This window comes from Pseudoalteromonas sp. MMG005, from assembly GCF_018101015.1.
In the GTDB taxonomy this organism is placed as follows: domain Bacteria; phylum Pseudomonadota; class Gammaproteobacteria; order Enterobacterales; family Alteromonadaceae; genus Pseudoalteromonas; species Pseudoalteromonas aurantia.
The window spans coordinates 23,035-45,598 of the sequence record NZ_JAGJEK010000037.1 but is presented as its reverse complement, the minus strand read 5'-3'; the positions used below and the strand labels follow the sequence as shown (position 1 = coordinate 45,598).

General features: G+C 39.4%; 16 protein-coding genes. 5 read left to right on the top strand and 11 right to left on the bottom strand.

Annotation, left to right across the window (positions count from 1 at the left end):
* Positions 1-348 precede the first annotated feature (348 nt).
* Positions 349-2,733 (bottom strand): SIR2 family protein, encoded by a 2,385-nt coding sequence (locus J8M01_RS22875; protein ID WP_211059465.1) that lies wholly within the window; start codon positions 2,731-2,733, stop codon positions 349-351.
* A 571-nt stretch (positions 2,734-3,304) separates the two neighbouring features.
* Complete coding sequence (locus J8M01_RS22870; protein ID WP_211059464.1) at positions 3,305-5,074, bottom strand: diguanylate cyclase; 1,770 nt, start codon at positions 5,072-5,074, stop codon at positions 3,305-3,307.
* A 314-nt stretch (positions 5,075-5,388) separates the two neighbouring features.
* Here J8M01_RS22870 and J8M01_RS22865 point away from each other — a divergent pair, with 314 nt between their 5' ends.
* Positions 5,389-6,258, top strand: a complete 870-nt coding sequence (locus J8M01_RS22865; protein WP_211059463.1) for an AraC family transcriptional regulator — start codon at positions 5,389-5,391, stop codon at positions 6,256-6,258.
* Between the two features lie 73 nt (positions 6,259-6,331).
* Here J8M01_RS22865 and J8M01_RS22860 read toward each other — a convergent pair whose 3' ends face one another.
* From J8M01_RS22860 to J8M01_RS22835, 6 genes are all read right to left on the bottom strand, one after another.
* Positions 6,332-8,791 (bottom strand): TonB-dependent receptor, encoded by a 2,460-nt coding sequence (locus tag J8M01_RS22860; RefSeq protein WP_211059462.1) that lies wholly within the window; start codon positions 8,789-8,791, stop codon positions 6,332-6,334.
* Between the two features lie 253 nt (positions 8,792-9,044).
* The gene (locus tag J8M01_RS22855; protein ID WP_211059461.1) at positions 9,045-10,178 is read right to left on the bottom strand and encodes a PepSY-associated TM helix domain-containing protein; all 1,134 of its coding nucleotides are present in this window, start codon (positions 10,176-10,178) and stop codon (positions 9,045-9,047) included.
* Positions 10,179-10,311: 133 nt separating this feature from the next.
* On the bottom strand, positions 10,312-11,640 hold the full coding sequence (locus J8M01_RS22850) for an NERD domain-containing protein (RefSeq protein WP_211059460.1): 1,329 nt from the start codon (positions 11,638-11,640) through the stop codon (positions 10,312-10,314).
* Positions 11,641-11,736: 96 nt separating this feature from the next.
* Positions 11,737-12,732 (bottom strand): hypothetical protein, encoded by a 996-nt coding sequence (locus J8M01_RS22845; protein WP_211059459.1) that lies wholly within the window; start codon positions 12,730-12,732, stop codon positions 11,737-11,739.
* Position 12,733: 1 nt separating this feature from the next.
* Positions 12,734-13,723, bottom strand: a complete 990-nt coding sequence (locus J8M01_RS22840; protein WP_211059458.1) for a WD40 repeat domain-containing protein — start codon at positions 13,721-13,723, stop codon at positions 12,734-12,736.
* Between the two features lie 113 nt (positions 13,724-13,836).
* Positions 13,837-14,289, bottom strand: a complete 453-nt coding sequence (locus tag J8M01_RS22835) for a DUF4920 domain-containing protein (RefSeq protein WP_192510002.1) — start codon at positions 14,287-14,289, stop codon at positions 13,837-13,839.
* Between the two features lie 211 nt (positions 14,290-14,500).
* Here J8M01_RS22835 and J8M01_RS22830 point away from each other — a divergent pair, with 211 nt between their 5' ends.
* Positions 14,501-16,705 (top strand): TonB-dependent receptor, encoded by a 2,205-nt coding sequence (locus tag J8M01_RS22830; RefSeq protein ID WP_211059457.1) that lies wholly within the window; start codon positions 14,501-14,503, stop codon positions 16,703-16,705.
* 42 nt (positions 16,706-16,747) lie between these two features.
* On the opposite strand, the gene J8M01_RS22825 is transcribed toward J8M01_RS22830, so the two are convergent.
* Entirely contained in the window at positions 16,748-17,902 is a 1,155-nt protein-coding gene (locus J8M01_RS22825) for a helix-turn-helix transcriptional regulator (protein WP_211059456.1), read from the bottom strand.
* Positions 17,903-18,064: 162 nt separating this feature from the next.
* Here J8M01_RS22825 and J8M01_RS22820 point away from each other — a divergent pair, with 162 nt between their 5' ends.
* Positions 18,065-18,745 carry a DUF2306 domain-containing protein gene (locus J8M01_RS22820; protein ID WP_211059455.1) on the top strand — a complete coding sequence of 227 codons (681 nt, stop codon included), beginning with the start codon at positions 18,065-18,067 and terminating at the stop codon, positions 18,743-18,745.
* Positions 18,746-18,811: 66 nt separating this feature from the next.
* Here the strand turns inward: J8M01_RS22820 and J8M01_RS22815 are convergent, their stop codons facing one another.
* Positions 18,812-19,696, bottom strand: coding sequence for a LysR substrate-binding domain-containing protein (locus tag J8M01_RS22815; protein WP_211059454.1), 885 nt, complete (start codon positions 19,694-19,696; stop codon positions 18,812-18,814).
* Positions 19,697-19,803: 107 nt separating this feature from the next.
* Between J8M01_RS22815 and J8M01_RS22810 the strand changes: the two genes are divergently transcribed.
* The gene (locus J8M01_RS22810; protein ID WP_211059453.1) at positions 19,804-20,124 is read left to right on the top strand and encodes a hypothetical protein; all 321 of its coding nucleotides are present in this window, start codon (positions 19,804-19,806) and stop codon (positions 20,122-20,124) included.
* A gap of 46 nt (positions 20,125-20,170) precedes the next feature.
* On the opposite strand, the gene J8M01_RS22805 is transcribed toward J8M01_RS22810, so the two are convergent.
* Positions 20,171-21,175 carry a hypothetical protein gene (locus J8M01_RS22805; RefSeq protein ID WP_211059452.1) on the bottom strand — a complete coding sequence of 335 codons (1,005 nt, stop codon included), beginning with the start codon at positions 21,173-21,175 and terminating at the stop codon, positions 20,171-20,173.
* Positions 21,176-21,589: 414 nt separating this feature from the next.
* On the opposite strand from J8M01_RS22805, the gene J8M01_RS22800 reads away from it, so the two are divergent.
* Positions 21,590-22,561 (top strand): hypothetical protein, encoded by a 972-nt coding sequence (locus tag J8M01_RS22800; protein WP_192509995.1) that lies wholly within the window; start codon positions 21,590-21,592, stop codon positions 22,559-22,561.
* Positions 22,562-22,564 lie beyond the last annotated feature (3 nt).

Sequence of the window (22,564 nt, the reverse complement as noted above, 5' to 3'; positions counted from 1 at the left end):
TTACTGGCTGCTATGAGCGCGAAGCAGACGGCCAGCAAACTCGTTTTTGGAATAAATGAGTTAGTGCAAAGGTTCTAAAGGTGGTTCTCGGGATTAGAAAATGTATGGTAATCAAATAAAGTTTACTCTAATCCTACTGGTCCCACATATGTTTTTAGTAGTATTTTTAGCATGGAACGGCGACAAAGGCGTGAAAAACAATGGTACCAGGATATGTCCTCAATACTGATTTTGGTTCGTCTTGGGCGAGGCATACTTTAACCGATAACTGAAGCTTATTAGGAGCGCGCAGGCCATACTATTTAGTATGGCTGGCTATATTTATTGTTAAAAATATCGATACCTAAGCTAATTTCTTACGTTCATTTTTAGCTTTATTTCATCTAATTTTTCTTTAGCTAGCAATAATTCAACACTACTATTCGACTGTACAATTTTCATGAATTTTTCATATAATATGCCTGACTGACTCTTTCCTTTAAATAGTGCCGTATTATAACTTAAATTACCTTCTTCATTTATCGTTTGATGAATAGCGTCGATAGTAGAAATAATATCCTTTATTTCCGCTGGCTTTGATAATGTAACTTTCTTTAAGCAAAGCTGAGCTTTGACGTGTGAAATGTTTTGCTGAGTTTTTGAAGAGTGACTAGACTTGGCCCAAGTATAAGCTATATTTAATTCTTGAATACATTCATCTATTTTTGTCTTGACATCACTCGACTCATACATATTAAAGTAAGCTTTTGATTTTTGAACATAAAATTCAGGTTCCTTACCTTCGATTTCGTTTAATTTTTCATAAATCTCAAGTATTAATGCAGCGGCCCCATGTTGTGATGCTGTAAATACGAAATTTAAGCTATCAAATTTTCTTAGTTCGACTACAAACTGCTTAGATGTCTTATAACTATGTTTGAATAGTTCCATTAAGGTATCGGAGCACCATTTTAGACCCTTTTCTTTAAAGAACTCTCTTAGCATAGAAACAACCCAGCTGCTCGCATATGATGTTATTTTAAAATTAGTATGGTCGACTTGCTCATGAGAATCGATCTGCTCTATTAGTAGAAATGGCGAGTGTTCTTCAGCCAGTTCAAGTATTGTTTTTTCATCGAAACCTGAAAAGAAAACCTCTTCACCAGTAAAGCTATGACGAACGGCTATGACATAAAGTAATATGAACAATTCTTTTGATTTATCTATTCTTGACATGACATTGTATTCACCAATGACATTAAATACATTGTAAATTTTATCTAGCAGGTGTTTGCCTTCTGTAAAGGTTGGCAATCTTGAATTAATAGCATTTTTATTGATAATAGCTAGTTCAGTTTCTGTTATTAATGTTGGTAATCTAATTACTCCAGTTCTAGAGGCCGTAGTGTTTAAGATATATTCAGCATCATTGTCATTATCATTGGCGCAAATTAATATTGATACCTTATTTTCACTGAGTTTTTCTCTGTGTGTTTTAATTAAACTAAAACCATTTTTGTTCAAAGATCCATGATCAAAAAAGATAATGGAGTTTTTTTGACCAAGTAGTTGGACAATTGTACCATTATCAAGTCGTTGATTTGAATTGATGATGTAAATGTTTTTATCCTTAATTTGGTTCAATAAATGATAAGCTAATAATGTTTTACCCGAAACACGTTTTCCGCGAAGTATTGTTATTTCATTTTCTTTTAGTGACTTTAAGACTTGAGCGCCTTTCTCCCTTTCTCCGAAGTAAAATGGAATAACCCTTTTATCTAACCTGTCTTTGTTCTTTAACTCAGTTAGGCCTTTTATAAGGAAGTCCTGATTCTTTTCATAATCAGAATCAAGCACAGTAATTGGCTTCTTAAATATCTCTAAGTTATTAGAGTTACTCCCTGAGTCTTGATAAGCCTTGATCAGTGTTTCATATATTTGATTATATGCACCTTTTTCGAACGTTATAATTGTATCTATACCAACACTTAAGTAATCTTGCTCGTCGACAAAGTCTAATTTAGAAGAGAGAAATGCTATATTTCGTGTTTCTTTTCTTTCACTCTTATTTTCTTGTGCTACAAGAAATGAAATATCAAGTTCATCCGATAAGCTACAACCGATATAAATAACATTCTTATTAATAAGATCTAGCTTTAGGAAATCCAGCATCTTTTTGTTTGAACTTAACGATTTTAAATAATCTTTCTTTTTAAAAACTAACCGACTTTCATCATGCCTGAGTTCATAATTGATATCACCATGAAGTTTGAATAATGTAGGAAGTTCTTTTGCTCTCTCAGATAAGTTACTATCGTAAGGGTGAGCCACTTGATAATCAGAGTGTCTTTCAATTGCATCATCAGCATTTAATGTATAAATATAAGGCCAGTTTATGTCGCTGATAAATGATTTTTTTATATCATCAAGTTGTACATTCTGAAAAGAAGATTTTAAGTGGTAATTAATTTTTTCTTTAGGAACGAAATTAAAATATAGTTCGGCTATGGCACTGAAGTTTTTACTTCGTATTTTGTTGATACTGTCGACATTAAATTCTTCACATTCAGCTAAACGATATATCATTTCATTTTTGAAATCCAGTCCGGAAGGCACTGTTCTGCTATGGCCTGTCTGACAACCTCTAGTGAAACCTGCTCCAATAACTGGTACTAAATTATTATTTGAGAATGCGCTGGATAATAAATTGATAGTTTCATCATCACTGTAATGTAAGTAATTAATTTGTTTCATTTACGTCCCTTAAAATTATATCTTGATGATTTTATTATTTTTATCTGATTTGTATAGCTGAAAAACGGTCATGACTTCATGGAATTATTTCAATTTAGAAATCTAACCGCTCTTCTTGGCCACCAACATGTTCAAAAATGTGTACTAGTTGGACATCTTATAATCCTAACTCAAAGATAGACCATAATATCAACTCTCAGATTTTAAAGTATTGTTCATAATAATCAAAATACAATCCGCGCAAAAAACGACAAATGTCCATAATTTGCTTATTATAGAACACAGACTAATATTACTGGATATAAAAACAGCGTTAAGTCGGGTGGGATCTTAGTTTGCGGTAAACTGCCTAGGTCGATACACTCGCCACTCGAACACCCATTCGGATAACTTGTGATAAGGTAAACCCGCACTAACAGAATGTGAATGAGCTTTTACTCTAACGAATAATGGGGCAGAAACGAGTTATGCTGATGATCCGTTATTAGCACTAAGCAGACATTCACGGCCAAACCTTAATACCCCATTAATCAAACGTAGCCACTCAATTCATACCAATGAAAGAGTCCATTTACCTCGGCTTAATTTCATTCATTTCGCCAGCCATCACAACTTGGTTTCGCCCGTTTCTCTTTGCGGTATATAATGCCTTATCAGCGAGTTCCAGTTGCGTAAGCGGCATATTGCAGTCTGGCTGATGGCCTGCGACCCCAATACTGATTGTTAATTCAATGGGGCCTGCGCTGCTCATTATGGGCTGAGCAGCAATACTTTCTCTAATTCTTTGCGCTATATTTGCACCATCTAATTCATGGGTATAAGGTAAAACAATACAGAACTCCTCACCACCGTAACGGGCGACTAAGTCGCCGACTCGAGTTATTTCATTGGAAATACGCTCTGCAATCAGCTTCAAGCATGTATCGCCAACTTGATGCCCATATTGATCATTTACGCGCTTAAAATAATCAACATCTATCATTAACAAGCATATCGGATAGTTAAACCGAACCGCGCGTGCATATTCAACATCTAAAAACTCATCTAACCGTCGGCGATTGGCAACTCCGGTTAAGGCATCTGTTATAGAGGACTGCATTAATTGTATGTTTGCCTTTTCAAGTTCTGCAGTACGCTGTAAAACTTGCTGCTCTAAGGTGTCTTTTGCATTGGCCATATGTGTCATTAGCGAGTCTTTCAAGGCAATTTTCTCTTTTCGCTCGATTTGCAAACTTTTGGCGATTGCAAACGACAAACACAGTATCTCAAAACTTATTCCAAACATCAGTGCATGCTCTGTAAACCAATTGAAAGGCACTAAACTTATTTTAGTACCGACCAAAACTAACCCACCAAATAACGCCCCTCCCCAAGCGATACTATAAAACTTAGCCACTTCTAAGCCATCTTTAACTCTCAGGTAGCCTATTACCAGTCCAAGTACACAACATGCCATGCTAAAATAAATGGTCGGTGCCAAAATAAGTTCATACGGTAGTGCGAGTGACGCTATTGCCATCATTCCAACGGCAACAGTAAGATACCGTAAAAGCCGATTAAACTTAGGGTAAGCGTGCTCTATGACAAGTAAATTACGACTGAATAGAATGCCAAAAAGAACAATAACGTACAGAATAAAAATACTCGACTGTCCATTCCACCAAATACTATTAGGCCAGAAATACTGAAAACTTAAGCCCGATAAATTACACAGCAACAATGTCATACTTGAAATATAACCAAGATAATATCCATAAACATGCTTGCGTGTGATCACCGCACAAGAAAAAACGTAGACGAACAACAAAGTCATCAATCCAAAGTAGGCCCCTAATATGAGCGTGTTTATCTGGTTCCTTTGTGTAAAATCAGACGACTTCCACAGTTTTATCGGTAATATCATCACACTGGATGTTTTCAAGCGAGCGTATAACTGAACGTTTTCATGTGGTCGAATAACAAAAGGGATCAAGAAAAAGCGATGTTTTATCGGACGACTTGAGAAGGGTTGCAGATCCCCCAACTGATAAGAGGATATCTTTCCATCATGTTCAATAAATAACTGTAAATCATCTAGTAAAGGATAACTTACTTCAAAAATGACATCCTGCGGTGTATTACCGTGAATAGAGAAAGTGTGTCTAAACCAGTATGTTCCCTGCGTAATTCCCAAATTCAGATTATCTTTATGGTGCGGTTGCCATTTTAGCTCTTTCGCGGTAGATACATAATCAAACGTCGCCACATCTGAGGTTTCAACATATGAAAAACTTCGACTTATTCCTGCCCCACCTTGCGTTAAATCGTACTTTGGTTGACCTGCATTAACATGCAAACACATAAAAAAAACTATGACATACAACAGGGTATGACACACGCTTAATCGTGATTGTTGAAATACACTTCTCATATAATTAGCCTGGCTACAGTGAACGACAGCAACACAGCATGAACATGTTAGGACTATTGCATTCAGCTCAATTAACTTTATGCCAGATCCCCCATGTTTACAAATCAATTTCAAATGGCAATACAAAAGAACCATGTTGAAAGAAAGCAAACATTATCAATTCAATATCGCATAAAGTAACCACCATTGCATAAGCAAGTACATTTATATAGATTTACTCGCAATACGATATTACGGAGCATGACATGAAAGCCATCACACGTAACCATTATCAACAACGACTTCTGAGCGTGATTGATTATATGTATGACAACATAAATAAGGATCTTGATGTGAACACATTGGCAGATAGAGCATGTATGTCGGCCTATCATTTTCATCGTATTTACCGTGAGTTTGCGGGTGAACCTATCAATGTAACCGTTAGGAGAATGCGCCTACAAAAAGCTTCTGTAATGTTACTACGTAGTGATATGAGTCAAGCTGAAATTGCCGCAAAAGTACAATACGGCAGTGTTGCCGCCTTTAACCGCGCTTTTAGCAAACACTATGGTCAAACACCTGACGTGTATAGAAAGTTACGAAGTACACCCTTGGTTGACCACTCTGCGTTTTATCCTTTATCAAAGAAAGAGTATCCGTTTATGTTTAATATACAGCAGCACACCACGCCAGAAATCATGCTCATAGGTCTTGAACACCATGGTGATTATATGAAAATTGGCCAAGCGTTTGAAAAATTGACCGTCATTGCTGGCGCCCATAACCTCATCAATGAAGCAACACGGTTTTTTGGTTTATACTACGATGATCCAAAATCTGTTGAACAATCACAGCTCACATCACTTGCCTGCATCAGTATTGCACCCGATGAAGCAGAGCAACTAGATCCACAATTAAAAGTCGTAACTGTACCTGCAGGCAACTGTGTGAGTATATTATTTAAAGGTGACTATGCAGAGCTGAAAAAACCGTATGATTGGCTTTTTGGACAATGGCTGCCGCAAAGTGGCCTAGAGCTAATTGACTTCCCACCATTTGAAGAATATCTAAATGACTTAAAAGACACCGCCCCCGTGGACTTACTGACCAATATTAATTGCCTAGTCAAATAACATAAAGCCCTGATATCACTATCAGGGCTTTATCAATTAACCACATTGTTCGCTATTTGTTTATCTCTACAATCTAAAATGTATAGCTTGCTGTTAATTTAACGTTTCGTTCATTTCCTGGTAAACCACCTAAAAAGAGTGCTTTAGCATAATATTTTTCATCCGTTAAATTTTCTAAATTTAACCTAAGTGAGTATGTTTCAGTATGATATGCAACCGCTGCATCCCAACGCGTATAGCTACCAATGGTCGATGTTGGTAATCCAAAATTAGCGGCGTTAATTGTACGCTCACCAATATAGCTCGCTCCTAAACTGACCTTTAAGGGTGCATTTAATTGCGCTAATGCTAAATCATAATTCAGCCATATGCTCCCTAGCTTCTCTGGGATCCCTTTTCTTTGACCTGATGCTTTGTTGCTTCGAATCTCAACTGCATCTTGCCAAGTGGCATTCGCATTCATACTCAATACATCATTAATCGCCAAATTGATGTCTACTTCGACTCCGTCTGATTTGTTTTCATCATCATAAAAGTACTGCGGCACATCAATATTATACTCTGCATCATCTGGATTATCGTTAAATTGCTCATTATTATAACGAAGGTTCGTACGACGCGTATCAAACCAAACCACCGATCCAATCAAGTCTTCATCTAATGCGGTAAAGCGCACACCTAAATCGATTGATTCAGACTCTGAATCTGGTCGATTCTCTTCATTTTCATATCTGGGCGTGCTGGTGTCAATCAAACTACCCAACACACTATAGGCTGTGCGACCTTTCGCAACGTTAATAAATGCGGCAAGCTGCTCAGTAAACTGGTAATTGGTACCTGCATTAAAGGTAAAACCACTATCACTGGTATCAATTTCATCACTAACCCCTGGAGTGCGGTCAGTCCCTTTATGTTGATATTTTTGCTCTACCTTTGTATGCGCTGCGCCTAAGCGAACCGTTAATTCATCTGTAACGTACAAAACTTCCTGAGCGCTGATCCCATACGCTGTGAGTTTTTTGTCATAATTGCTTCGTAACGTAGGGCTATAATCTTCAAATGTACCCGTTGGCCAGTTCGGATTGCGAATATCTAAAATGTAAGGCAATGCATTTTTACCTTCACCCGCGCCATCTGCGTCATATATTGACCAGCTTTTATAAGCCATATCACGGCTTTCATAGTTCGCACTGACTAAGTGCTCACCAACCACTGAACCGAAACTCCAACTCAGTTTTAAGTCAGCAAAATATTGCCATGTTTTCTCACTGGCGATTTGCTTTCTGTATTCTTGGCGTCGTGCTGAGTAAGGATAAACGGTGTCACCGAGTAATAACGGCGCGCGCGGGTCAGCATTAATTTCACCATAACGTTCCCAATACACATAATTGTACGCACCGGTCTGACGAATAAAGTTAGAGTCGTATTCTCGATATAATAGTTGTTGTGTAAAACTTGACGAATTATCAAAGTACCAATCATGACGAAGTTTCACGCGTTTTTCTTCACCTTGGTTTGGTTTTGACAAAGGTGAAATTAAGTTACCAGACCCTAAATCAAAAGGATGTAACCCATCAGACGCTGAAATTGAATTAGCAAGTTCAGTACGTTGTGCCTGTGTTAACTCAATGCCCAGCTTATCATCACCATCTGCATTGGTGTCATTGGGCAGCATATCTGCCGTAACAACACCAGGGTTACCTGCAATGCTATCCCAATTTAAAATTCTTACCGGATCACCCACTGAGTCAATTTGTACTTCATCATCTATGTATGCAGCCGACAGTAACAAACGGTGATTATCATTCGGCTCAAAACTCAATGACGCATATACCTCGTTACGTTCGGACCCTAAACTTCTAAAACCATCCGTACTGTCATGATTAGCAACGAAACGGTAAGCCCATTCTTCAGAGAGCACATTACTTGCGTCAATCATAACACCGTATGTATTCCAAGCACCTGCCGTCGCTTTAATTTCATACTGTTCTATATCCAAGGGCTTTTTTTCAACAAGGTTTATTACGCCACCCGCGGCACCAATACCATACAATCCAGTAGCCGGCCCTTTTAAAACCTCGATGCTTTCAACATTACTCAACGTGCGCGTTGGGTTAAAACTATTACCTAAGTCTGCGCCTCCATACATGCCGTCATACGTATAACTCACCCCAAGTCCACGTAGTATCAGGTTGTCACCTACGCCATAGTTGTTACCTGCTTGTGATAAACCACTCACATTGCGTACTGCGTCTTGCAAAGTGAGCGCGGCTTGATCTAACAATAGTGCTTTATCTACCACAACAACCGCTGCTGGTGTTTGCATCAAAGCCATATTTGATTTTGTGGCGGTGCCAGAGTCTAAAATAAGCTGATTATGACGGCCGTATACACTGATACGTTCAACACTTTGTTCGTTGGCCGTCTCCTCTTGCGCAATAACGTTTGCAGAAACTGCGACACTGCCAAATAAAGCTAACTGAACAGATATAGCCAGTGAACTCACACCAAAACCAAAACGTGAAGGTTGCATACAAACTCCTAAAAATACTGCAACAAGAGGTGGTTACCTCAAAAATAGGAGGCGCATATTAGCAACAAACACAAATGATAACAACTCTCATTTGTGTTTTATAAATGTTTACTTTGTTATTGTATATCGAGATATAAATCCCTTTTGGAATAAATAATTACCTTCTACACATTCTAGAAACATCAATAACATCGTCTTAAATTCATAAACCTATAACAAAAACGCCACCTCAACTCTTATTTGCACATCAGCCCTATGAATAGAGTGAAGCAAGCTTGGTTTTAGTCCGTTGTTTTATGCGTTTGCGTCGGCGGGAGTACCATAAACATAGCCCCGTAATACCCAAGAGAATTGGTGCCAATCCAACAATACTGTATATAATTTTACTGGCCAATCCCGCGAAATTACCAAAGTGTAGTTTACGAAATGTATCAATCATCACAGTGACAAAACCCTGCTCACGAATGTCATAGCGGCTTAGGTATTGCCCTGTTTGGCTATCAAACGTCACCATACTGCCATAGTCACTCAGTAACGGGTTAGATGTCGGAACTTGTCCAAATAAGGTAATATTTTGATTTGGTTCTGTCGGAAATAAAATGTAGGTAGTTTTGAAGCCAGCTACATAGTCCGGTGCTGTGACAACCATCTCTGTGATGCTAACATCATCAACATAGAGACGCTTTTGCATAATATGATGTTCTGGCCGCTGTTGATGCTCTTGCCATTCATGAATATAAATAGAGATGTTGTAGTAACCACCCGTCACACCTAAAATGAGCAATACTGGTGACGATAATGTGCCAACTATTTTATGAATATCGCTTAATACAACCAACAAACGCTGATCCCAGCGCAGTGTCAGTACTCTTTTCCAAAACTGCCGATAAATGACTAAACCTGAGATGCCTAAAAAAATTAGAAACAGCGCAAAAATACTGGTGAATGCAGTCCCTAGGTGTTCATCAAATCCATCAATATCATTGAGTAATAATGTGTAATGTAACTCTACTAACCAGTCGGTCAAGTAGTGATGTAAATGCTCTGGTGTACTTAGAACCTTGCCAGTGTAGGGGTTCAAATGGGCTTTAAACCAAATATTTGTGCCTTTTTTAATTAAATATATTCGATCTGCCTCGCCATTATTACCGAGCAGTTCCCAGCTCCCCAACTCATACTCTGGCAATTGTTGACGCACAGCGATAAGCAAGTCATCTTCTAACATGCGTTCTTCTGAAGCAAAAACAACCGTTTCTTCTGGCAGTAAAATACGGTCAATCTCTGTTTTAAAAACCAAAAGACTGCCAGTCAAGCAAATCAATAAAAATGGCAGTAAACACAACAAACCAACCCAACTATGAAGCTTATATAGCTGCCTTTTAGTCATAAACACGTTCAACCAATACATTGCAATTATCACAATATATTATTTTAAATAATATTAATTATCAATCTCATGTGTATTTATATTGAGATGTATGTAAATACCCCACCGTAAATTGTAATGATGAGGCTTTATACTACTCGGCGGAGTTACTTAAAGGCTCGTTGGTAAGTGGTTTCGATTCATCATCTGGCTTTTTGGCAACCGTTCCTGTGTTACTTGCTGAATACGCAATCAATAAGCGGTTTATTTTTTCCACCTTCGCAACATCCAACACGTTACTTTGGTAACAGTCAATACGATTAATCAATTGAGCCAATAAACATACTTCTGCAGGCGTTGGGGTTTTAAATGTCACCTCCTGATTAAAAACAATTAAGCCTATCACTTCATCGTCAAGACCTATCAGCTCTCTCAACAAACTTAAACGTTGATCCAAACATCTTAACGGGTTGGTGAAATGCGCTTCATGTTTTTTATTTCTCTCTATCCATGTTTCTGAATGCCTGTCTGCATAAACATCACCCAGTTGAGATTGGCTAACAATTAAAAACACCCCGTGTTTAGAAGTAATGACTTGATCTAGTTTGATGTTGCCACTTGAGGTTGGCAACATCAGATTATGATGCAAACTGTAATGCGTTTTTAGAAGCCCTTTTCTTAATGTCGATTTTAGGTAGTGATTACTAAAGTGTCGTTTGGCCATTCTGGTGATATAAGGGCTCGTCGACTTTATAACAAACAAAAATACCAGCAATAATATAACCGCGATAACATACTCCCCAATATACTGCCATAACGGTATAAATCCTGAAGATATATCTTCAACTTTAGAGACTGATGAGACGTATAGGCTCGGATCCCGAAGGTCCACTTTAGGCTTTGAGGCTTTCACTACTTTAGTGTGGGTATTAATGACATCATTGATCTTTTGCTCTTGTTCCGCATGTTTTGGTTCTGTCGTAAAAGCGGTTTTCACAGGGTGACGTATTGCCCACTGTCGTTCAAAAAGTAATTTTTGTGCTGCTTGCTCATCACTACAACGGACTAACTCCGCCATATTATTTTTATAGGAATCACAGTGCGGTGGTCGTTGATAAAAACGTTGCCATGCTTGTTGTTTTCGTTGATCACGATAACTTGATAATTGAGAGTGGGCATTATTCTCGGTTTGTGCTTGCCCTGAAATTGCCAACTCTACTGGTACTTTTAAAGCAACAACAATTTGTGATTCAAGTTCGGTGGGGTTTTGGCAGAATACCTCTATGCGTTCTTTTAAACGCCCCGCTCGATTGGATAACTGACGATGTTGTACCCCAGATGCCGTTTTAATTAATAACTGAATGTTCGCGGCTTCTTGATTAAATCGTGCACACTGCTCCACAGTCAATTGTGGCTCATAACTCAGTACGTTCAAGCTAAGCAACGAAGCAGCGACCAGCAAACATTTCAGTATTAACCGCATTTTATCATCCATTTAAAACCCGCACATGATGACTGCAACCCGAGGCTGCGTGTCTATCTTTTTGACACAGTATACATTGTAATAGCCTATTCGCTATTATTGCGTTCCTAAAAAAAGTAACTCATCTGTATGCCAATGTTCTACAACGGCTTCACTATTGAGAGTCACCAATCTACCACTGCTTAATTCAATCATATCAAACAATGTTGTGCCCATTGATTCAGCCTCTATATGCCAACTTAATACCTCTTTACCAGAAGACATATGCCACACAGTTAACTCTGATTTTGGCGACGATGTTAAAAGGTAGGGTGAACCAGAAAGAAACAATGCGTGTCGAAACCATTTAAACCGAGACATATAATCTAACTGCTTGCTCAATTTCCCATTACTAACATTTAACACTTGCTGAGTTTTCAGACTATCTGACACAAACATATCATTGCCTGTACGTGCCACCGAAAGCGTACTAATTCGTGAAGGGTACCTGACTGAGTATAACGTATTCCCTTCATCCATTGCCCACGCTTTAACATAGCCATCATGAGCAGCACTTAATACGCCAATATTATCAGGTAAAAAATGAATATGAGTTACATTGCTTGTGTGAGGGACTATTCTACGGGCTTGCTTGTTTTCGCGATTAAAAAGCGTAACCGAACCATCCGTCATGCCTATTCCCACTAACCTAGCATCTAGTGACAATTGCAAAGTTGTAATTCTTGCTAATTCATCAAAACCAGATACATTGAGGGTCCCTTCAAGGTTACCCGTATTTATATCCCATAATTGTAGTACGTTACTCCCCGCAACAATAATCAAACGGTGTTGCTTATTGAATAAAAACGTTCTTATGGTGGTGGGCAATGCCTCTTTTGCCAAAGAAAATACCACCTTTTTAGAACGCACATCCCATATATTAACACTTGGCCCTTCCATCACTAATGCAGCCCATTCACCATCGTGTGATAATTTACCGTCAAGTACACGTTCTTCACTCAGCACATAACGCTTTTGAGCTTGTGCAACAAAAGGGTCTGAACAACCAAGTAAAGTACAAAGTAACAATAAACTGCCGATGAAGTAATTCACGCTATAGCGCCTTTATTAAATCCAAATTCCACCGTTCAAGTACCGCATCAGAGTTAAATGTGAACAAATTACCATGATTGTCGGCATGCATTGCAACAATGCTCGCCCCCTTATTTTTGGTCTGAATAGTCCATGTCCCTAACTCCTCTCCAGTTTCTGTGTGCCATAAAGACAGATGTGATTTAGAAGAAGATGTCGCCAATAGCGCCCCATTCTCAACGAATGTTGATTGCCTGAATATTTTAAAACGCGCACTATAATTTAGCTTAGCCTGCTCTGCGCCCGAAGTTAATTGTTTAATATGTTGCGCACTTAACCCATCTGAAACAAAAAACCGAGAGAAATCACGTGTGGTCGCTAAACTAGTAACGCGGTGTGCAAACTCTTGCTCAAATAGCGCTGCCGAAGAACCAAATTGCCATAACCCAATTTTACCATCTAGCCCACCCGAGAGAAAAAGCGCGCCTTGAGTATCAAATTTTAAATGCCGTATGGGTTGGCTATGTGGCTTAAAACGATTATTCAATCGCGTGTTTATATCAGCCATATTCAGTGACCCATCAGCCATGCCCACAAGCAACCGGTCTTTATGTGGTGATAATGCCATGGCAGTGATCGTTGCGCGCGCTGACACTCCTGAAAAATTTACTTTACTTATCATTGCTTTAGCTGGAACAGACCACAGGCCGACAGTATTATCATTGGCCACTAAAATCAGCGATTTATCTTTTGATAAAACGACATGTTTGACTGGCTTTAACACTTTGTGATCTGGGATCTTAAATTCCACTTGCTGCGAGTCAACCTGCCAGAGCATGACAGATCCTGTACCGGTGACTCCTAGCAATAGTTTACCGTCGTCAGAAAATTGCCCCTGTGAAATTGACTCTGTCGAAAACGTATGAACAACCCCATCACTTATTTCAACATCGTGTTTGCAACCAATTAAAAGCAATAAAATCAATGCCATAAAAACTACAGGCCAACGCATCTTTGCTACTCCAATAATATCTTGAGTAATATGTTCTCAAGCACAACTCATTTAAGCAAATTTAGAAGCAAGTTTAGTGCCTGCGTGCTTAACTGACCGAACAATTACCAGCACTATTGCAAAATAGTGACCGATGAAGGTTTTAATATATGGACCGACATCGGCGTGGTAACCTCATTCGGGTTAAATGGCTCTGCATTTTCTAGTGCTTTATGTGCCAAATATTTTCGTGTTTTTTCCAAATCCATAACCCGCGTCACAATTTCACCTGTTGCGAATGCACTGCGTCCTACAGCTGACAGTGGAAAAACCATAACACCGTCTTTCACTTTCACGGTTATCTCATCATTGTCAGTGACTTTAAGTGCCATCCAACAGCCTTTCTTTTTACATACTTTGGTCACAATACCTTTTAAAGTAACGGGTTTATTACGGTACGATGAAATATCACGCAAAACCTCCTTAGCAGCCACTAATTTACTCATATCAGCACCCCCTGCAAACTCTTCTGCATTTGCAGTCAATGACCCGCCACATAACAATAGTATGAACAGCACTTGCCTCATTTTCGACTCCTTATAATGTCCCTTTAAAAACTCAAACTAATACAACTACTCCGTGAACATATCAAAGAACATGCCAGAAAAAAACCCATTTTGTTCAAGTTTAGCGCTTTGTTATAACTAAAAGTAATTAGTTATTGTATTTAGCTATTTTAAAGCGTAATATGCGCCCCGCAATACGAAATGAGAACTATTATTATTAAGGATTAATACCATGAAGTACTCTGCCATTTGTCTTTGTATTAGCGCAGCTATCCACACTCAAGCACACGCTCAACTAAAAAAAACCTCTGTCGATGAACACATTGAAGTGCTTGGCCATAAAATCACTGCACCCAATCATGATGTCGCCGCATCAGTCTCCGCGCTGTCTTCAGATGATATAAAGCGAGGTCAATCTGCTGATCTCACACAAATATTAAAAGCACTGCCTGGAGTTAATATTTCTGGGAGTGTCACGCCACTGTCAGCGCAACCCAGTATCAGAGGATTATACGGCGAACGTATCCATATATCTGTCGATAGCATAAAACGTAAAACAGACTCTGATGGTAGCCAAAACATTTCTACCATTGGCAGTTTAGGCGTCGATCCGAGTCAATTAAAACAAATTCAAGTGCTGCGAGGCGCAGACTCATTAACCGTTGGTTCAGGTGCTATCGGCGGTAGCATTAGAATGGTGACAAAAGACGCAGAAGACTACTTAGACAACACAGGGATAGGTGCTCAGTTCTCAGTTCAAAACGAATCGGTTTCGGATTCATTGAACAGGTCCATCAACGTATTTCAGCTCACGGATACAACCGATACTATTATGGCCATGAGCCACGTGGAGTATGATGATATTGACGTTGTTGGTGCACAAAACCACGAAGAAGCCGTCGCACAAACAGACAAAATTATAAATCAATCCGAGCGCAGTAACGTCGCATTAAAAAATACATGGTACTTTCACTCTCAACATTATTTAAAAAGCAAAATTGATTACAGCAAAACAAAATCGGTCGATCAACCGTATGACCAACGACTCAGCTTAGGTATAAAGTACCCGACTTTAATGGAAGATTATAAAAACGATTACCTCGAAGGTATGGTCAATTATAGTTACCAACCAGTCAACGCATTGATTGACTTAGACATTCAAACATTTTACGCAAAAAAAACCTACGACAAAATTACCAAAGGATATATCCCAAGAGGCGATAAAAAAGTCAGTTATGATAAACAAAGCTATGGTCAAAGCAAACGTCACGGTGTGCGACTTGCTAACCTATCTCAATTTGACGGCTTTGTTAGCCACAAACTAGCTGTTGAGCTTAATTATGAGCATGAGTCTTTTGATCAGCATCAGTTTGAGGAGCAGATACGTACCAGCTACTATGGTGAGAGTAATGCTGATTCATTGTCTATTTCAATTATTGATCAGAGCCAGTTTTTTAACCGTAAATTATTAGTCACCGCCGGCCTTAGATATGACGAATACCAGCGCCGTACAAACACATTCAAACCCTTTGGAGGTAATAGTGATGATGCAACATCGAGTGAACTTGGCCTAACCTATAAAGCCACCCGCCATGTAAATTTTTATCTAAAAACTGCCCAAGCATTTAGAGCTCCGTCATTGCAAGAATTGTATAAAAAGGATCAGTGGCGTTGTCATATCGGCGGTAAGATTTGCTTCAGTGAACCACAACCGAATTTAAAAGCTGAAAAATCTACAAACTATGAAGGAGGATTTGGATTCAGTATCGAAAACCAACGCTACGCGGACACGTTCCATATAAAAGCCATTTACTTTAACAACACAATTGACGATTACATCGATAATATCCCTTTCATGTATTATCTTGATAACGCGGGCAATAAACACTTTGGCTCTCCAGGCCCAAAGCCCACCAATGGCATACCGGTTGCTACACATAGAGACTACAGTGCTAAAAATATTGGCCGATTAGACAGTGAAGGCTTCGAAGTTGAATCCCATTATCAGTATCTTAATACCAGCATATACTTGGCATATTCTAAAATGAATATGGATGTTATGGGTGTGCCAAACTTTTTCTTAGGCAATGTAGACTACACAAAACAACCCTATTCAGAAGCCCCCGCTGATAAACTGACGTTTAACAGTCATTATCAACTCAGCCAGTCACTGAATGTTGGCTTTCAAATACGTCATTATCGTTCACAGCAAAGGCTCAGTGAGCAATATTTACAACGCGGTTATGGTACAAGCACCGCCACTGTTTATAACGTCAATGGCCATTATCAAGGAGACGGTCAACTTTCAGGGTTAAATATACGTGTTAGTGTGGACAACATAACGAACAAACGTTATTTACGCGCACCAGCAAGCAGTGCCACCGACCCAAGTGAACTCGGCCGCAATTACAAATTAGCATTGAGTTATCAATTCTAGCGGCGCATAGATAACGTATCAAATAGGTGATGCATCAAACCATCACTTATTTTCTCGTTTTCTATATGCACTCGGTGTAGACCCAACCTGCTGTTTAAATGCGCTATAAAAAGCAGACCGCGAGTTAAACCCCACCGCCATTGCAATATCTAATACACTATCATTTGTGTTACTAAGCCTAACTTGTGCGGCTTCAATTCGTGAACGATTTACCCACTCAAAAAATGAAGTCTTCATGGTCTGATTTAATGTTTGAGAAATGTAGTGTGCGGGAATATTCAAGTGTATCGACAACTTGTATAAGGTGAGTTCATTGTTTAAATATAACGCGTCGCTAACTAACGCATTATTTAACTTGTCGGCAATTCGCTGCGACTGTGCATCACCTAACGCAGACCGCTGATACTTAATTTTGCTGCGTGCCAAATCAATAGGCTCCTCAGCCAACTTTTGATACACCGTTTCAAAGGCTGGGCGCTGGCGCAATGCCTGTATAGAAAAAAACCACACAACAACTAAATTCAATACCAGTGGAATAACGTCACTCACAAAGCGTATTTTCTCGTTAAAGTTCGAGAACAACACCATAAGTAACCACACCCAACTACCAATAAGTAAGCACAAAGTGACATTAATCCAATACAAAGATTTATGGGTTTCATTCGTAAATACTTGCCTTAAGTCTGCTCTGTAGTTTTTTAATTGCCTGAATATCTTATAAATATAGAGGCTGCTTTGCACTAGCCACAATAAGAATAACGACGCAACGAGTATTGCACTGAACTGTTCAACGCCGGCTTTTAACTGTGCATCATCGGCGTAAAATATCTTAAATTGAGACTCGCTAGGAAGGCATAACACCACAGCCCCAACGATTGCACCAAACAGCGCCAGCACAGCATGTAATAAATGAGCTCTTTTGAGCTGCCAACGATAAGTTGCTGTAAGTCCTTCAATGTACAGCCAAATACACGGCATAATTAACATCCAAAGAACGCCACTGATTGCAATATAATAAAGTTCTAATTGCGCAAAATGCGCAAACACTAATGGCTCAAGGCCGACCACACCTTGCACCATCAAAAACACCATAAAAGGCACAACATATGCTCTGTCTTTTATCCGTGTCGCCAACAAAGAGACAACAAAAATGGCGATACCAAATGTAATTAATCCAAGTATTATTTCTGGGCTCATAAATTTTTCTTAGTATATTTTTCAATGAATTAAAATGCATTTTGAGTATTAAAACGTAATACTACACTGACTTTTATGTCTTCGCCAATTGTGCTGGACGACATCAATAAGCAATCAACATAAGGTGTCTCATAAAACCAACTACAAATAAAAGAGAGTCGTATGGACATGTCACCTATGATGCTAATTCATATTATCACAGGCAGTATCGCCGTACTTTCTGGTGTCGCTGCATTGGCACTTAAAAAAGGCAAAAAGCCGCACCGTAACGCGGGCAAAATTTTCGTTGTATCAATGACCCTCATGGCATTAACTGGCGGTTATATTGCCTATATAAAGCCAATGATGATCACCCTAATTGCCGGGCTATTTACACTACATTTAGTACTGAGTGCTTTTCTCATTGTTAAGTCTCCCCCGCATGCAATCAAACCATTGGATTATATGCTGCCATTTGCCAGTGCAGGTTTATGTGTTGCGAGCGCATATTTTGGCTATAACGCACTCACGAGCCCCATCGGCCATGTTGATGGATTCAGTCATGAACCTTACTTCTTTTTTGCATTACTGTCATTGGTCGCACTCATCGGTGATATAAAGCTTGTTATCAACAAAGGGATTTCGAACACCCAACGCATGACCAGACATATTTGGCGCATGAGTTTCGCGCTATACATTGCCATAGGGTCATTTTTCGGACAAGGTGCACAGGCACTGCCCGATATGATCACACAAACGTTTCTAATGCATATACCTGAGTCCCTTATATTGCTCATCATGTGCTTTTGGCTCGGTAAGACTTGGCTAAACAGTCGTAAAAGTAGACCCGTGTTCAATCAATAAAACGATTGCGCCTCACAGTGCCAATCGGGCCTATTTCATTGCAGCAACACCCGATAAGTCACCAGTTTATAGATCTGTAAACTGGCCCCGTAGCCATTGCTGAAACACTTTCACTTTGTGCCAGTTAAAGTGTCCAGCAGGCCCAGCTAAATAGTATTGATACTCACACGATACTTTAAAGCTGGGCAACACCTCAAGCTGCCCTAACGCCAGTTGCGGTTGGATCAACTGACGACGTAGCATACCAACGCCCTGCCCCGCAAGTGTGGCCTGCATCACGAGTGCCGCATTATCTATTTCCAAAAAATGAGAATCAAAGTCTTGCTCTAATTCAATTTCCCGAAACAGTATTTGCCAAGCCCGCTCAGCATCAGGGCAAATATCCATGATTAAATTGTGACGCTTGAGCTGTGCTTTTAAAGGTTGATCAATATTGATCAACCCGGGTTTGTAAGCCAATAACATATCATCACAGGCCAGTTGCTCACTGTGTAAGTCAGGATAATGTCCCTTACCAAACCTGATCCCTAAGTCGGCATCATCAGAATCAAAGTCCACCAAACTATCACTGGGATCTATACGAATTTTTATTTCTGGATGCTGCTGCTGAAAACTGCTCACTCTTGGCAGTAGCCAACACGTTGCAAATGAGGGAAGTACCGATATATTTAAAATCGTGGGTGAAGGATCTTCTTCTATCGCTTTTAAACCTGTATTTAAATGTTCAAACGCTTGTAAAATATGCGGGTACAACATTTTACCTTTGTGTGTCAGTGTTACTTTTCTTGTCTGGCGTTCAAACAATTGACATGCTAAATGCGTTTCCAAACTGCGGATCTGCTGGCTAATCGCCGCTTGTGTTACATACAAACACTCTGCGGCCTCTTTAAAGCTACCTAACTCTGCGGCATATTTAAAGTACATTAAACTTTTTAATGGGGGAAGTTGCATTGTATTATACATTAGAAAAACTTAAGCATAGTAAAGTTTTTATCGTTTGTCAGTAATCTTAAATCACTTAATACTCATTAGGCATCAAACAACTAAAGGGCATTATTATGAATAAGTTACTTATACTACCTATATTACTCACTGCCAACATACTCTCGACAACTATGGTACACGCCACAGAAAGTCAGCAAGAAACAATCAATACTGCTGAAGGTTACCCGTATAAAAACTTAATTATGTGGGCTGATAAAGTTGAGCTTATATACTCAAATAACAATGAAAATACAGTTTGTCGTGTGAATGTTTTAAGCGACAACCTGACTCACAAAGGCATTAATCGTACGGTCAGTAACAACAAGTTCAAGAAAACCCCGATGGCTGCGTGCTTAACACGTGATACAGCCAAACAACTGCTAACAAAACTATGAATGCCACACTTGCTTACACACTCGATCGACGTGCGTATCATTCACTTTAGTGAGTTGCTAAGCGGTCCATTCGCCATTGATTAAACGCTTGTTCAATGGTTGGGTGGGCAGCTTCCAATAAGCCCGCAATTTGCTCACTTGATAACATCACACACATATTCTGCTGCTCTTGTCTAAGCAAAGCCAATAACGCTTGCTCTGCTGGAACGTCATTAAACATATAATGTACCCATGCCCAACCACTAAAGTATAATTGAGCTGTATCAATACTGCCCCACTGAGTTTCAGAATCGAGCACCGAATACAGCTCCATAGGTGTTCTATTCAGTATTCGGTAATCTACGTCAAAGCCACGGTGACCATTAACGCTTTCAAATGTTTCAGCCAACCCTTCATTTAGCCAGCGAGGCATACTCCCAATGAGCCTCAGATTAATTGCATGTACAGCCTCATGAATGGCGGTTTTCAAAGTCGTGTTATCTCCCTTATATTCGACAAAAGCGGAGTTGTTACCATGAAAAAAGACACCTTGGCTTGAACGAGGGTCAAACCCCCCTTGCGAGGTATGATCTTCATAAGCTGCGCGACTATCCATAATAATTAAGTTCACATCAATGGGCTTGGCCGCGCTTTGTCCTAGCATACGCAAGTAATGAGTATGTACACTCCTTAATCGTGTAACCAACTTTGTAGTGAATGTCGTATTGATGACGCCTTGATGATAAACTTTTAATTTAAGCTGCTGATTAATAACACTTTCAAATAGAAAAAATTCAGGGCCAAGCGTTTCAGCCAACCGCTTAGCGGAGTCTCGTTGATATCTAAAGAACCCGCTCAGATCACATTGTTTGTGTTCAAGCTTTCTCTGAGGTTGGGCTGCAATCGTTGTTTTACGAATTTCTGGCGGTAATGCGTTATCCGTTTGAACTGTGACCACATGTTTTGACAAGTCGGGGGAAGGCATGGCTGTGCTTTTGCTTTGAAAGTCGAGAAAAAACCAAATACATACAACAATAACGATAACCGCCACAATAATACGTTTAAAAGCCATAAAATTACTGCCACCCCAATTAGCATTAACTGACAATCTACTTAACCACCATTTAGTAATAGTAAGCCTAACATATAAAACAAAAAAGCTGCCATGTAATAGGCACACCACGACGAAAAGCCAGCTCACCTCGTCCAGTAATAAAGCCAGATGCAATCACTCCCTCATCAACACTGAAGCGTGCAATAACACCATGACCCAATCTCAAAAATAATAATTTAAGGCATCAACATGCCATAAACACGCATTATTTCTCCTCACTTTATCCGTGTCACAGAGTACCCAAAAAGAATAAATACACACTAATTTTACAAAATTACCGGTACAACTGTAACCAAATTGTAAATATTGTAATGTATCTTGCTCTGCGTTGCGCAACACAACATAAAACACACAACAACTTTCGAGGAAATCATGAAAACAATATCAACGCTCTTTGCAACAGCTTTAACTGCATTGGCATTCGCACCAACCGCCAATGCCTACCTATACAAAGACCCTGGTTACGTAGAGCAGAAATCACGTGTTATCAATAAAAACAACGCAGTGGGTCGCTCTCACCAATACAGAGATCAACAAGGGTGGATGTATGTAGATGAAACGAGTAAAGGGGCAACCAGTGGTTTTTATCAAGCAGGAAATTGGTTAAAACTTCACAATCGTAATTTTAAAATTGCAGTTGGCTCTGTCGAATTTTCCTTCAACCCAAGTAAGCTTGATTGCACACAAGGTATGACATTTAATTTAACCGTTGGTGAAGATAGCGTTGCTGCATTTAAACCCAATTGTGACGACTTGCTAAACGCATCAATCACTTACCCTGTTGAGTATTATTTCGATCTAATACCTGAAGCAATCAAGCCAAAAGTTGAGTTACCACTTGATCCGTTAGGTCTATTAAAGCTTGGCGTTAAATTTGGTGCCGGTATCGAAGCTGGTGCCGATTTTACGGTTGGTGGTGTCATTGGTGGTCACAACAACGAAGAACCTTTTGAAGTTGATGGTGTTAGACGACCAGATTACATTTACGCAGAAGTTGCGCCTTATGTTGGGGGAGTAGTAAGTAGCTCAGCATACGCTTCATTTGGTCATGGTATTTCTGAAGCCGGTGTGAAAGGTAAGTTAAGCCTTTTAAAAGTAAAAGGTAAAGGGTACGTGGAAGCAGGGATCCGCCGAATCAAACAAGATGAACAAATAATAGAACAAGGCTTTTTGGAGCTAAAAGTAACCACCCAATTCAGTGGTGGAGACGGAAAAATTCAAGCTTACTGCAAAAAGCTATGGGGTTTATTGCAATTCAATGTTGATGTCATGAAATGGGATCCACTTTATCAACGTGAATACACATTATATGAATACGCTAGCCCACAATGGGACACGCTATAACCT